Source organism: Phycisphaerales bacterium (assembly GCA_016716475.1).
Taxonomy (GTDB): Bacteria; Planctomycetota; Phycisphaerae; order UBA1845; family Fen-1342; genus JADJWG01.
The window spans coordinates 989,436-1,002,946 of the sequence record JADJWG010000001.1 but is presented as its reverse complement, the minus strand read 5'-3'; the positions used below and the strand labels follow the sequence as shown (position 1 = coordinate 1,002,946).

Annotated in this window: 14 protein-coding genes and 1 tRNA gene; 8 read left to right on the top strand and 7 right to left on the bottom strand. The window is 65.3% G+C overall.

Translation table 11 applies throughout. The annotated features are described in order from the left end of the window. Positions 1-258: 258 nt before the first annotated feature. Positions 259-1,740, top strand: a complete 1,482-nt coding sequence (gene rpoN, locus IPM18_04150; protein MBK9118780.1) for an RNA polymerase factor sigma-54 — start codon at positions 259-261, stop codon at positions 1,738-1,740. A 146-nt stretch (positions 1,741-1,886) separates the two neighbouring features. Next, entirely contained in the window at positions 1,887-2,447 is a 561-nt protein-coding gene (locus IPM18_04145) for a DUF1579 family protein (protein MBK9118779.1), read from the top strand. A gap of 82 nt (positions 2,448-2,529) precedes the next feature. Here IPM18_04145 and IPM18_04140 read toward each other — a convergent pair whose 3' ends face one another. The 4 genes from IPM18_04140 to IPM18_04125 all read right to left on the bottom strand — a co-directional run bounded on the left by IPM18_04140 (position 2,530) and on the right by IPM18_04125 (position 6,113). Beyond that, the gene (locus IPM18_04140; GenBank protein MBK9118778.1) at positions 2,530-4,011 is read right to left on the bottom strand and encodes an AMP-binding protein; all 1,482 of its coding nucleotides are present in this window, start codon (positions 4,009-4,011) and stop codon (positions 2,530-2,532) included. 163 nt (positions 4,012-4,174) lie between these two features. Beyond that, positions 4,175-5,092: a signal recognition particle-docking protein FtsY gene (ftsY, locus tag IPM18_04135; protein MBK9118777.1), complete on the bottom strand. Its 918-nt coding sequence runs from the start codon at positions 5,090-5,092 to the stop codon at positions 4,175-4,177. Between the two features lies 1 nt (position 5,093). Beyond that, the gene (gene nusB, locus IPM18_04130) at positions 5,094-5,630 is read right to left on the bottom strand and encodes a transcription antitermination factor NusB (protein ID MBK9118776.1); all 537 of its coding nucleotides are present in this window, start codon (positions 5,628-5,630) and stop codon (positions 5,094-5,096) included. Positions 5,631-5,639: 9 nt separating this feature from the next. Next, positions 5,640-6,113: a 6,7-dimethyl-8-ribityllumazine synthase gene (locus IPM18_04125; protein MBK9118775.1), complete on the bottom strand. Its 474-nt coding sequence runs from the start codon at positions 6,111-6,113 to the stop codon at positions 5,640-5,642. A gap of 211 nt (positions 6,114-6,324) precedes the next feature. Here IPM18_04125 and IPM18_04120 point away from each other — a divergent pair, with 211 nt between their 5' ends. The 5 genes from IPM18_04120 to IPM18_04100 all read left to right on the top strand — a co-directional run bounded on the left by IPM18_04120 (position 6,325) and on the right by IPM18_04100 (position 9,720). After that, positions 6,325-7,059: a HEAT repeat domain-containing protein gene (locus tag IPM18_04120; protein MBK9118774.1), complete on the top strand. Its 735-nt coding sequence runs from the start codon at positions 6,325-6,327 to the stop codon at positions 7,057-7,059. A gap of 210 nt (positions 7,060-7,269) precedes the next feature. Beyond that, the gene (locus IPM18_04115) at positions 7,270-7,755 is read left to right on the top strand and encodes a ferritin (GenBank protein ID MBK9118773.1); all 486 of its coding nucleotides are present in this window, start codon (positions 7,270-7,272) and stop codon (positions 7,753-7,755) included. Positions 7,756-7,930: 175 nt separating this feature from the next. Further along, positions 7,931-8,875, top strand: a complete 945-nt coding sequence (gene mdh / locus IPM18_04110) for a malate dehydrogenase (GenBank protein MBK9118772.1) — start codon at positions 7,931-7,933, stop codon at positions 8,873-8,875. Positions 8,876-8,904: 29 nt separating this feature from the next. Then, positions 8,905-9,603: a hypothetical protein gene (locus IPM18_04105; GenBank protein ID MBK9118771.1), complete on the top strand. Its 699-nt coding sequence runs from the start codon at positions 8,905-8,907 to the stop codon at positions 9,601-9,603. A 46-nt stretch (positions 9,604-9,649) separates the two neighbouring features. Next, a tRNA-Gln gene (locus IPM18_04100) sits at positions 9,650-9,720 on the top strand. A gap of 194 nt (positions 9,721-9,914) precedes the next feature. On the opposite strand, the gene IPM18_04095 is transcribed toward IPM18_04100, so the two are convergent. The 3 genes from IPM18_04095 to tadA all read right to left on the bottom strand — a co-directional run bounded on the left by IPM18_04095 (position 9,915) and on the right by tadA (position 12,606). Then, positions 9,915-11,261: a glycosyltransferase family 4 protein gene (locus IPM18_04095; protein MBK9118770.1), complete on the bottom strand. Its 1,347-nt coding sequence runs from the start codon at positions 11,259-11,261 to the stop codon at positions 9,915-9,917. Positions 11,262-11,269: 8 nt separating this feature from the next. Then, entirely contained in the window at positions 11,270-11,998 is a 729-nt protein-coding gene (locus IPM18_04090) for a hypothetical protein (protein ID MBK9118769.1), read from the bottom strand. A 125-nt stretch (positions 11,999-12,123) separates the two neighbouring features. Then, complete coding sequence (tadA, locus tag IPM18_04085) at positions 12,124-12,606, bottom strand: tRNA adenosine(34) deaminase TadA (GenBank protein MBK9118768.1); 483 nt, start codon at positions 12,604-12,606, stop codon at positions 12,124-12,126. A gap of 209 nt (positions 12,607-12,815) precedes the next feature. Between tadA and IPM18_04080 the strand changes: the two genes are divergently transcribed. Continuing rightward, on the top strand, positions 12,816-13,385 hold the full coding sequence (locus IPM18_04080; protein MBK9118767.1) for a cyclodeaminase/cyclohydrolase family protein: 570 nt from the start codon (positions 12,816-12,818) through the stop codon (positions 13,383-13,385). The last annotated feature ends 126 nt before the right edge of the window (positions 13,386-13,511 follow it).

The window sequence follows — 13,511 nt, the reverse complement described above, 5'->3', positions numbered from 1 at the left end:
CAGCGTAGCCCGCTCCGCCCGGTGGGTCGAGCACGGCCCTGCGTCGTATCGGAGCTCAAGGTTGGTTTTGACTTCTGCCGAATCTCCACGTATGTTCATAGTGGTACGGAACTTGCTTGGGCCGCATGGCCGGACGTTCGGGCCGGCACCGGGACAGACGCGCGGGTTGGGGCTGACGAGATTACTGACATGGCCCTCACCTGTCTCCCGTGTGTCCGATCCGCACCCTGAGTACGACTAGGAAAGGACCTCTCGGTCGTGTCGCAAGTCCTCTCTCAAATCCCGCGCCAGCTTCTGCAGCAGCAGCAGCGCCTCACGCCGCAACTCATCCAGGCGATGGATATCCTGCAGCTCAACGCGCTGGCACTGGAGTCGCGCCTCGAGCACGAAGTGGATTCCAATCCTGCCCTTGAGCTGCTGTCCGACGAGGCCGAATACGACCGGACCGAGTCGGCCGAGAGCGCCCCGGAGGCACTGGCCGACCGCGATGGTTCGCTCGAGGTCGGGGACGCGGCGGAAGACTTCGAGCGACTCGATTCGCTTGTCACCGAATATGACTGGCTTGACGACGATTATGTCGGTCGGCGCAGCGGCGATGCGCTGGCCGAAGCCGGCGATCAGAAGCTCGAGGCCATGTCCAACACCGCCGCCCGTCCGGCGGGTTTGCACGATTACCTGCTCTCCCAGTGGGGCCTCGCCGAGCACGACGAACGTACGCACGCGCTGGGCAACGCCCTGATCGAGCACATCGACGATCACGGGCGCCTTGGTCTGCCGCTCGACGAACTGGCATCCACGCTCGTCCTCGAGCCGCCCGTCACGCCGGCGGAGCTGGAGCAGGCGTTGCGCCTCGTCCAGAAACTCGATCCGCCGGGGATCGCTGCCCGCTCGGTGCAGGAATGCCTGCTGTTGCAGTTGGCCGCGCTGCCGGGACGGAACGACCTCGAGGAGCGCATCCTGCGCGAGCACTTCGAGGATCTCCAGAAGAACCGTGTGCCGCAGATCGCGCGGGCCCTCGGCGTTGAGGTCGAAGAAATCAAGGCGGCGATCGGTGTCATCGCGCAATTGCATCTGCACCCTGGCAGCGAAATGGTCGAGCGGCTGGTGCCCTCGATCGTGCCGGATCTGATTGTCGAGTACGACGAGGAGTACGAGCGCTACGAAGTCCGCCTCGCCCGCAGCAACCAGCGCGAACTGCGCATTTCACCCGAGTTTCGTGAACTGCTGCAGCGCGCCGGCCGCGACAAGGCCACGCGTGAATTCATCAAGCAGAAAATCGAGGCCGCCAACGCGATCATCGATGCGGTGCGTTTTCGCCGCGAACGCTTGCTCGATGTGGCGCGGGCTGTCGTCGCCGCCCAGCGCGAGTTTCTCGACCAGGGCGAACAGCACTTGCGCGTGCTCCGCATGAGCGACCTCGCCGAGCGTTTCGAGTGCGATCCTTCCACCATCAGCCGAACAGTCGACGAAAAATACATGCAGACGCCGCGCGGGGTGTATCCGCTGCGGATGTTCTTCACCGGGGGCGCCACGACCGACGAGGGCGACGCCCTCGGCTGGGCCAGTATTCGCGCCAAAGTCGAGGAGATCATCCGCCAGGAGGACAAGCGCAACCCGCTCAACGACGATGAAATTGTCGAGCGGCTCGCTGCCGAGGGTGTCGAGATCAAGCGCCGCACCGTCGCCAAGTACCGCAGCCAGCTCGACATCCCCCCCGCCCGCCAGCGCCGCCAGTTCTGATCCCCCCGAGTCCCGCGCTTCCATTCTCCGTGGATTCGTGGCAGACTGCGCCCACATTCGGGCCCACCGGTTGCGGTTGCGGCCGGGCGCCCCTGTGCTGCCCGCGTGTGGCGGACGCCATTTCTTCACATGTCGGAGGAAACCTCATGCGAAACCGGTATGGTCTGATCCTGATCCCCGTGGCGTTGTTCCTCGGCGGCTGCGGCGCCCCGGACCTCGACGAGATGATGCGCAAGCCGGAGCGCCCGGTCGAGTATGCCCAACTCGATCGCTTCGTCGGCAACTGGGAGTCGTTTGGTGAGATGAAGTTCGCCGGTGTCGAGGAATCGGCCATGATGGCCGCCCAATCGACGACCCGTGCCACCGCGAACGGCTGGGCGTTGGTTGAGGAGTTCGAAGGGCAGATGAACGACAAGCCCGTCAAGGGAATTTCGCTGTGGTGGTATGACAAGGCCGCGAACCGCTACCACATGCTCGCCATTGACGACTACGGCTTCCACATGACGATGAAGTGTCGCTACAACGAGAAGGACAACACCTGGGCTTGTACCAGCGAGATGCGCGATACGAATACCGGCCAGACCCTCAACGGCCGTGGCACGATGCGCTGGACGGACGAGAACACGGCCGAATGGGAATCGCGCGGCTATGCCTTCCTCGGCCTGATGAAGGTCATGGAGATGAAAGGCACGATGCGCAAGCGCTAATCCCCCTTTTGAAAACCAAAGAGCAGCGTGCCGGGCGCCGCGCCTCCTCATGGGGGAGCGGCGCCGGCCTGCTCGGTATGACTCAGGCCGGGAGTGTATTGGACAGGGCGCGTTTGAGGATCTTCCCGGTCGGCCCGCGTGGCAGGTCCGCAACGATCCGCACCTGCCGCGGCACCTTGTAGCTGGCGAGGTGCTCTTTGCAGAACGCCCGCAGCGCGGCCTCGTCGCAGCGGCCGTCGCGCGCCGCGGGTGCCTCCGTGGCCTCCGGCCGCAGAATTACGAACGCCACCGGCGCCTCTCCCCGCAGTCCGTCCGGCACACCGATCACGGCGGCTTCCTGCACGGCCGGATGCCGCAAGAGCACGCTTTCAATCTCCGGTGGGAACACGTTCTCGCCACCGACGATCAGCATCTCTTTCTTTCGGCCAGTGATGTAGATAAATCCGTCAGCGTCGACGCGCCCGATGTCGCCGGTGTACAGGGCGCCGTCACGCAGCACGGCCGCCGTCTGCTCCGGCTTGCCGCGATAACCTTGAAGAATGCCGTGCCCGCGGATGACGAGTTCGCCATCGCTGCCCGCGGGCACCGGCTGCCCCTCGAGATCCACCGCGGTGACGGAGACGCCGGGAAGCGGTCGTCCCACGCTGCGCGGGCGATAGGCGGCAGGTGTGTTGAGAGAGATCACCGGGGAGGCCTCGGTCATGCCATATCCCTCGTAGATGCGGCGGCCGTAGTGCTGTTCCCAGACTTCTGCGACGGGTTGTGGGAGGGGTTCGCCACCGCTGACGGGGAGGCGGAGGGACGCGAGGGTTTCCGGTGCGACGTTCTTCATGGCAGCGAGAGCACCGAACATGCTGGCGATGGTGATGAAGACGGTGACGTGCCGTTCGGCGATGAGATTGAGCACGGTGACGCCGCTGAAGCGTGGGAGATAGTGGACGGTCGCGCCGAGGTAGAGAGGGACGAAGGTAGTCGTGGTGAGACCGAAGGCGTGGAACTGGGGCAGCAGGCCGAGGAAAACCTCGTCGGGCTGAAGGTCGATGGCTTCGACGCAGGCCGCTGCGTTGCGGATGATGTTGCCGCAGCTCAGCATGACGCCCTTGGGCTCACCGGAGGTGCCGGAGGTGTAGAGCAGGACGGCGGTGTCGCGCTCGTCGGCACGGGGTGGAGTGAGCCGGCCGGGAACGAGTGTGCGGGCATCGAGTGGCAGTACACGGAGCCCGGCGGCCCGGGCTTGTTCGGAGAAGAGGTCGACGGCGAGTACGAGGTCGAGTTCCGCATCGGCGATCACGCGGGTGAGTTCGGTGGGCGCAAGCATGAAATTGAGTGGGACGGGGATTCGGCCGGCATACCAGCAGGCGAAAATGGCAGCGGCGCCGGCGGTCGAGGTGGGGGCGAGAATTCCGACGTGGGGACGGTCAGTTTGCTCGACGACCTGCTTGGCGAGACCCTGGGCGACGGCGTGGAACTGGGCGTAGTCCAGCATGAGATTCTGGTCCCACGCAGCGGGGTGGTGCGGGCGGTGGGTTGCGTGGTACTCGAGTGGTGCGAGCAGGGGATGCATGCCGAACCTCCATCCATCAGGGCTGTGCACGTGGGGATGATAGTGGCTGGAGTGGGCGGGCGGTGGTCCAGCCGACTCCTTGCCGGGGAGGTGCGATTGCTGGCAGGTGTTGTGCGAATTGCGTGCCGCGACCGCAGTCCGGAAGTGCGGGGCAGGCGCGGCGTTACAGGTCAGCGAAAAGGGCTTCAGCGAAGGCGTGTGGATCAAAGGGCTGGAGCGCCTCGATGGTTTCGCCCAAACCGACGAACTTCACGGGGATGTCGAGCTGGTCACGGATGCCGACGACGATCCCGCCCTTGGCGGAGCCGTCGAGCTTGGCGAGAATGAGGCCGGAGACGTCGACGACCTCGGCGAAGACCTTGGCCTGGTTGATGGCGTTCTGGCCGATGGTGGCGTCGAGGACGAGCAGGACCTCGTGGGGGGCTTCGGGGAGGCGGCGCTGGACGACGCGCCGTATTTTTCCGAGCTCTTTCATGAGGTGGTCCTGGGTGTGCAGGCGTCCGGCGGTGTCGAGCAGGAGAACGTCGGTCTTGCGGGCGATGGCCGCGTCAACCGCATCGAAGGCGACGGCGCCGGGGTCGCTGTTTTGCTGATGCTTGACAATGTCACACCCGACGCGCCCGGCCCAGACGGTGAGTTGTTCAACCGCAGCAGCACGGAAGGTGTCGCATGCGCCGAGGAGTACGGACTTGCCCTGCTGTCGGAGGTGATAGGCGAGCTTGGCGACGCTGGTTGTTTTTCCGGAGCCGTTAATCCCCACGACGAAGACGACTGTCGGTGGCTGCGGTGCGAAGTGCAGCGCGCGGTCTGAGGCATCCCAGGTGGAAGCGATGCGCTGCTTGAGGAAGGGGATGATTTCCTGGGCTTCGCTGACCTGTCCGGCGCGCCAGGCACTCCGAACCTCGTCGATCAGACCCGTGACTGCCCGGGGGCCCATGTCGCCGGAAAGAAGCGCATCCTGCAACTCTTCGAGCAGGGTTTCGTCGATCTTGCGTCCAAAAGGGAGCAGGGCGCGGAGCCCGCTGGCGAGCTTGTCGCGGGTCTTCGAAAGGCCGCGCTTGATCAGGTCGAACAGACCCATGTCAGGACGGTCCTCCAGGGGTTGCGGGCGGTGTTGCCGATGCGTCCTCCGGCGGGGCGGTTGGGGGGGGCGGGTCGCGTAGAGCGCGGCGAATCGCGTCGAGCACGCCGTTGATGAAGGCGGGCGACTCGTTGCCTCCCAGCAGGTGGGCCATCTTCACCGCTTCGTCGAGGACGACGTTGGGCGGCGTGCCATGGTATTCGAGCAGTTCGTGGAGGCCGAGGCGGAGGATGTTGCGCTCCACGGGTACGAGGCGGTTGATCGCCCACTGCGGCGCATGCGTGCGGATCAGGGTATCGGCGCGGTTGCGGGTTTGCCATGCGCCTTGGGCGAGGGTCCGGGCGAGCGCCAGGCAGTTCAGATCCACGGGGGGCGTGAGGCCGAGATCGGCGTGGTTCTCCTCGTCGTGGAGGAAGCTCTCGAGCTGCGTGCCGAAAGCGTCGCCCAGCATCTCGAAAGAGCACAGGGCCTGCACCGCGAGCAACCGAGCATCGGAGCGCGGGTCGTGACCGGGACGCGGACGCTGGCGGGGTTCCACGCGCTGCACCTACGCCTCGTCGACCAGCCGCAGCAAGTTCGCCATCTCGATGGCGGCACGGGCGGCGTCGGAGCCCTTGTTGCCGGCTTTGGCGCCGGCGCGGTCGATGGCCTGTTCGAGGGAGTCGGCGGTGACGATTCCGAAGCTGATCGGCACGCCCGTTGCGAGCGAGACCTGGGCGATCCCCTTGGAAACTTCGGCCGCAACGTAGTCAAAGTGCGGTGTCTGGCCACGAATCACGCAACCGAGGCAGATAATGGCTGCGTAGCGGCCGGACTGGGCAAGGCGCTGGGCGGCGAGGGGAATTTCCCAGGAGCCGGGGACCCAGGCCTGCACGAGCTGCTCGACGTCGGCGCCGTGGCGAGTGAGTTCATCGAGCGCGCCCGAAAGAAGGCGCGACGTGATGAACTCATTGAACCGCCCAACGACCAGCGCAAAGCGATGGGGGGCGGCATCCAGATGGGCGGACAGGATTTTTGCCATCGGTCTCTTCCGTCGGTACGCTACCAGTTCGTTGAGTCTAGCCGCCCGGCGGCGGTGGGGCAAACGGTGGCACGTTGCGAGTTGAGGTGCGCGTTTGGGTTGGCAGAATTCGACGGATTCACGACCGCAACGCCAGTCAAGTGTGCCGTGGGGACGGTACCTGGCGGTGACCGTGGGGGCGGTCATGCTATTAGGGTTGACAGGGGGTTCTTTGGCTTGGTTACTGGCGGGACGCCACGATCGCGAGGCGCTCGAACTGCTGGCATCGACTGATCCGGAGGCGCGCCGCGTGGGGGCGTGGCGCACCACGCAGCACGATTCCATGTTGCATTCGCGACGAGCCATAATTGAGGCCCTTGAGAGTCGGTCAGAAGCGGTTCCGGCTGTCCGTGAATCTTATGTACATGCCCTGGGTCGGACGCGGGACGCGGATTGCTTTCCGCTGATCGCTTCGGTGTTACAGAACGATCCCGATGCGTACGTTCGGCACACGGCATGGATTGCGGCCGCTCGGGTAGACCCGGAGGGGTTTCGGCGGCTGGCGGCCGAGGTGCCCGAGCGGGACGAGGCATGGGACGAATTGGGACGGGCCTGTGCATGGTTGGAGCTGGGTGAATTACGGGGGATTGACGACCTGCTCGAATGGGCCGCGGCCGGCGAGGTTGCCCAGCAGCGCGTCGCGTCGCTGGCGCTCATGCGCGGCGTGGCGCCACTTCTGGATGCGGCTGGTCGTTGGCCGCGTGCTTACGTTGTGCGTGAAGGAGAGCGCTGGTCACGCGAACTGGTGGATCTGGTTGCCGCCCGGTTGGTGGGACTCGATGTGCAGGCGGTCGCGGACCAGATCGCGCCGTCGGTGGAGCGCGCGGCGGAGGTTCGGCGGGTCGTACGGCGTCTGACGAGCACACGAGATCGGATTGCACGGTTGCTGGTCGCGATCCGTGGATAACCACCTAAATCGAGTGGTGGGATACCCAAGCAATTGTTGTATGGTGCGACACGGGTTGATCGTGGTCGGTACCCGCGCTGCCACTTATAATTCCGCACCCGTGCGCGGCCGCAGATCATGAACTGGGGTCCGGGCGGGCGGGCGTACGGGTACACAGACGCCTGGGCCGACACGATCACCGGAACACACGTACACGAAAGGTGGCGACGCATGGCGATTTCCGCCCAGTTAAACGCAAAGCTCAACGAGCAGATCACGAACGAATTCTTTGCATCGCAGACTTACCTGTCGATGTCGTGCATGTTTGAGGAGCTGGGCCTGCGGAACTTGTCGAAGATGTTCCGTACGCAAAGCGATGAGGAACGCGGGCACGCGCTCAAGATCCTCGACTACATCCCGACGGTCGAGGGCAAGGTGAAGCTCGCCCCGATCCCGGCGCCCCAGGAGACTTGGGAATCGGTGTTGGCCGCGATCGAGGCGTCACTCGAGCATGAGCGCAAGGTCACAAGCCAGGTGCATGAGCTGATGGCGCTTGCAATCAAGGAGAGTGACTACGCGACGCAGTCGTTCCTGAAGTGGTACGTGGACGAGCAGGTGGAAGAGGTGGATTCGCAGCAGCAGCTTGTGCAGGTTGCGAAGATGGCGGGTCACCACATGATCATGCTGGAGGCCTACATCATTCATCTGAACAAATAGCAGGCGGATTGAGCTGTGAAGTCCTGTGCCACGGGGTCGGAGTGCCGCCGGGGCTACGGCTCGTGCGAGTCCGGGATATGCGGCGGACGGCTGGGGCAGTACAATCGCAGCGGTCGACCGCGTCCATCCTGGGCGTGGTATGGGCAGCCGCATGTTTGGACGGAGATGGAGCCGCATGAAGCGAGCAAAGGTCACGATCATTGGTGCTGGGAACGTGGGCGCGACGTGTGCGCACTGGGCCGCGGCGATGGAACTGGGCGACATCGTACTGGTCGACATTGTCGAGGGCATGCCGCAAGGCAAGGCCCTCGACCTGTATCAGGCCTCACCGATCGAGGGCTACGACGCGGCGATTACGGGCACGAACGACTATGCCGCGACGGCCGGCAGTGAAGTCGTCATCATCACGTCAGGGATTCCGCGCAAGCCGGGGATGAGCCGCGATCAACTGCTCGAGACGAACGTCAAGATCGTGGCGGATGTCACCGCCAAGGCGATCGCACAGAGCCCGGACGCGGTGTTGATCATCGTCTCGAATCCGCTCGATGCGATGGTCTACACGGCGCACCAGGTTTCGGGTTTCCCAACGCAGCGGGTGGTGGGGCAAGCGGGTGTGTTGGACACAGCGCGGTACCGGGCGTTCATCGCATCGGAACTGGGGTGCAGCGTCGAGGATGTGCAGGCGATGCTGCTGGGTGGCCATGGTGATGACATGGTCCCGCTGCCGCGCTACACGACGGTGGGCGGCATTCCCGTAACCCAGCTCATGGGTTCCGGCAAGCTGGATGAGATCGTGACACGGACGCGCAACGGCGGCGCGGAGATTGTGAATCTACTGAAGACGGGGAGTGCGTACTATGCGCCGGCGGCGGCGACCATCGCGATGGCGGAATCGATCATCCGCGATAAGAAGCGCGTACTGCCCTGCGCTGCGTACTGCGAGAAAGAGTACGGCATTGGCGGGTACTTCGTCGGTGTGCCGTGCGTGCTGGGGGCCGGCGGGGTGGAGAAAGTGCTGGAGATCGAGCTCGATACCCGCGAGAAGGAAATGTTTGCTGCGAGTGTCGAACACGTGAAGGAACTTTGCGAAGCGACCAGGAAGTACCTGCCGAAAGCGTAGTACGGCGTTCGGTAACGGAGTAACAAGCCATGCGTCTGGCGATCTGGTGCAGCGTCGGCCTGTGGCTGGGGGGCGTGGTGGTGTCTGCCCAGGAGACACGCCCAGCAGCGACCGAAGCGTCAGCCGTGGTGCCCAAGTTGACCTGTCCGGTGAGCGGGAAACCCGCCGACCGTAAGGTTGCAATGCGTTTCCGGGATCGCTGGGTCTACTGCGCGACAGCGGCCGATCTGGAGAAACTCAAAGCCGATCCGCTCGAATACGCGGATGGCATCACGGCGCAATGGGAGGCGGACCCGCTCCTGCGGTTACAGGTGAAGTGCCCCGTGACGGGGGAGCAGCCCGCGACCGATATCTTCGAAGGTGCGGGGGAGGAAGCGATCTTCTTCGCTACCGTCGAGGCCCGCGCACGTTGGGTCAAGGATCGCAAGCCGTTCGAGGCGAAGCTGGAGGAGTGTTTCACTTTTCAGACGCGATGCCCGGTTTCCGACTTGCCGGTGGACCCTGCGGCCCGCCGCGTAGTCGACGGGCAGGTGATCCTGTTCCGCTGCCCGCACTGCGCCGGTGAATTTGACAAGGCCGGGGCTGACGAGCGTGACAAGATCTTGCGGAAGGCGGTGGCCATCGGATCCCTGAACGAGAAGCAGTGGCGGCAGCGGCAGTCCCAAAGTGCGAAGGAACCCTCTCCGGAACCGGTTGCGAAAGAGGGCCAGGCCCCCGCTGGCCGTTGATTTGAGGGTCGCAACCGCTTAAAGTCCCGCATGGTAACGTGCGTTTTGGGGATTGGTGTAACGGTAGCACGACTGACTCTGGATCAGTTAGTCCAGGTTCGAATCCTGGATCCCCAGTTGACATTGCTTGCGGCAGTTTGTACGGTCTGATTAGCATCAGTACGCGTCATCGGGGCGGGCGCACCGACCCTCCCCGATGGGTTCGATCCCCGGGCCGGATTGCGTTGGCGTACGTGTCCCCCCCCGCACGTCCCGACCGCCGGCCCACTTTATGCGCTGATGTCTTTGGGGTGGCCGGGTACGGTCTACGTTTATGCGACCGGTGTCGTCAGCCGTGGCGGTAACGCTGTGTGGCGCGCTCGCAGCAGGGCGAAAAGCGCGAGGTAAGGGGCGAAGGCGGACGAGCGGTCGAGCGTGCGCTGCGATTCGTCCGTGGGTCGGAGGATGGGACGTTCCGCGGCCTGTAGCAGTGCAGAGGCGAGCGCCGCCTCGTAGTCCGGCAGCGGCCGGTGTGCGAGTCGGACGAACCCGGCTGCGGACAATGCGCACGTGTGCAGAAATGGGGGCGGCACGAGGTGCCCGCCAAAACGTTCGCAGAGGGGCCGCGCGCCACCGACGTCGCTCGCGACGAGTGGGAGGCCTGCGCAGGCCGCTTCGGTGAGAGCCAGACTCCATCCTTCGCAGAGCGATGGCAACGCGAACACGTCCGCAGCGGCGAAGTAGCGCGTCGGGTCGTGAGCATAGCCGGTGAGCATGACCACGGGGGCGACTCCCTGGCGCGCGGCTTCGTTGGCGACGAACGCGGCATAGTCGGGCTCGGCCGCGCCACCGACGAGGATCAGTCGCAGGTCATCGCGTTCGCGACGTGCGCGTGCGAAGGCGCGGACGAGGAATAGCTGGCCCTTCGACCCGGCGAGCGCGGCAACGTTGAGAATCAGGAGGTGTGCCGGACGGAGACCGAGGGCCTGGCGCACCGCGGTGCGGTCGTGTGCCGCGCGGCGGGTATGGAAGGCGGTGGTGTCGATCCCGTTGGGGATCGTAGCGAGCTTGTCGGGTTGTATGCCGCAGCGCGCGGCGAAGTCGGCGGCGACTGCGTCCGAGACACAGACGTAGGCACTCGTATGGCTGTCCGCGGCGCGGTACGCGTACACCTCACGCGGTTCAAACCAAACCAGCGTGTTATGCACGGTCTGCACGAATGGGATGGCGGCCGCGGCAGCGTGCGGAGCGCCGTAGAGCGAGGCATGCGCGTTCACGATGTCGATGCGCTCACTTCGCAGCAGTTCGCGGTAAGCATGCGGCCAAGCCGTGGGCGGATGCAGGGTGTGGATTCGCAAGCCCGCCTGGGCAGCGTTTTCCGCGGCAGCACCGCGTTGGCCCGTGATGAGCAGCAGTGGTTCGTGGCCTGCGGCGCGCAGCACATGCGCAAGATCGAGCACGACGCGTTCGAGACCTCCGGCACAGAAGTCCGCCACTTCAAGGAGGACGCGGAGGGGGGGCCCGGAAGACGGAACGGGCCAGGCGCGGTTGAAGGTACCGGTGAAGTGCCGGGGATCTCCACGGTGGGCGCAGGCGGGGTCGCGCCAGCGGGCGGCCAGGTTGTCGCAGAGGCGGTGCCAGCGCCGCGTGATGCGCTTCGTGATCGCGGCCGCGGCCATGCGGACCCTCAGCGCTGCAGAGAAAGAGCCAGCGTCGTGCCGAGGGCGGCGAGTGCCGCGACGACGACGATGCCGACAATGAGGATGATGACGAGGAAGCGGCGGCTCTGCTCGCGGATGAGGGCGCGCAGGGCATCGTGGTGTCTTTCGTGGGCGGAGTGCAGTTGCTGCAGGGCCTCGGCCCGCGAGCCATCGCTGGCGCTGAGCTTCTCGACGGAACGCTGGAACTGCTGCAAGGCGTGATGGAGCTGGGTGTCAGATTCCTGTGCGAGCTCAATGCGCTGGCTAAGCTTGCGGACGGCATCGGCCTGCGAGAGCATCGAATCGGGTATGCGCGAGACGGCATCACTGATCACGGCGGAGTGTTTGCCGGTGAGGGCGGCGCTGTCCGCTACGCTACGCAAGGTGTCGGCCGTATTCTTCTGCTGGGTGGTAACGGTTTCGAGCAGGGTGCCGAGGCGCTGGAGCGCGACCCCCACCTCGCCATGGCGCTCTTCCTGGCGTTTGAGGTGTTCATGCATCACGTTGGCGAGTTCGACGATGCGGCGCGAAACCTCGCGCGCCTGGGCATGGCGCAGCGCCCGGCGCTTCCACCAGGGAATGCGGCGATCCGCACGTTCGAGCGGGGCGGGTGCGGCGGTCTCGAGGCGTTCGACTTCGGCGCGCGTGGGTTCGTCGCGCGGCGCACCGCGAATCATGCTCCCCAATCGCTGCCAGACGGATCCCTGGTCGGCCACGCGGCACTCCTTCACGAAGGGCGGGTGCTCATGAGCGGAATTATACGGCGGCGGCGGCGATGGGGCAGCGCGGCGGTTCGGTTCACCGGGGGGCCTGACGGCCTGTGGGCGATCACCCCGGCCAGTCACTTTTCGCCCAGAGCGCGCCGGTGTCGAAAAAAGGCGCGCAGCAGTTCCGCGGCCGGTTCTGCCAGCACTCCGCCGTTGGTTTCGAGGCGGTGGTTGAGCCGTGGATCGGTGGTAAGCTGGTAAAGCGAGCCGCAGGCGCCGCCTTTCGGATCGGCTGCACCGAACACGAGCCGGGCCACCCGGGCGAGAACGAGGGCCCCGGCGCACATCGGGCAGGGCTCGAGGGTCACGTACATCGTGGCGTTTTCGATCCGCCACTGCCCGAGGTGCTCGGCGGCCGCCGTCAGGGCGAGCATCTCCGCATGCGCGGTGGGATCATGGAGCTTCTCGCGCTGGTTGTAGCCGCGGCCGATGATGCGGTTGTCGAGGACGACGACGGCGCCGACCGGGACATCCTCGGATTCGAGGGCACGCTCGGCGAGGTGCAGGGCCTCTTGCATGTGGCGGCGATCGATTTCATCCTGGGTCAGATCGAACATGGCGCCGGGGAGTGTAGCAGGGAAAGATGAACAGAGTGCATGGGACTCTGGGAATCCGGCAGTGTGATACCGTACTGCCGGGGCGACGCGTGGATCGATAGTGTTGCATGGTGCTCCACCTGTCAGGTGCGGGTCGCAATGTTCATAATAGAGCGGCTGGAAACGGGGCTCCGCGAAGTTAGACGCTACGTGGTTTGAAGGAGGTTGCAATGCCCAGGTTGGCCGAACTCAGCATCGAGCAGTTTCTCGCGGAACTGGCGGCAACTCGGCCGACGCCTGGTGGTGGGGCGGTGGCGGCGCTGACGGGGGCGCTGGCGGCGGGTCTCGGCCGCATGGCGGCGGGTTACACGTTGGGGCGGCCGCGGTTTGCCGAGGTGGCGGGTGAGGTGGAAGCACTGGTGGCACAACTCGCGCGGGCGGGAGAGCACTTACAGACGCTGATGGACGAGGATGCGACGGCCTACGCTGCACTGAGTTCGGCGCTGAAACGGCCGAAGGACGAGGCGGACCGGGCCGAGGTGGTGGCGCGGGCGGCGGCGGTGGCGGCGTTTGTGCCGCTGGAGACGGCGGGGTTGTGCCGGCGAGTGGAGCAGGTGCTGGAGCGGCTGCGCACAATCGGGAATCCGCAATTACGGTCGGACGTGGTTGCAGGGCGGGCGCTGGCCCAGGCGGCGGTGGCGGCGGCGCTGGAGAACGTACGGGCGAACGAGCCGTTATTGAGCGCGGCGGATGCGGCGACGATCACGCGTGAAGTGGCTGCGTTGACGGCGGCAGGGTGAAAGGTCCTGTTTCAGGGTTGTGGAGTGAATGCGACAGTGCCTGATTTCTGAAAGCAATCCCAACCATTTGCCCGTCTATTGGGGAGAGGTCGGGAAAGAAGTGTTTTTTTGCGGATTCGAGCCGCT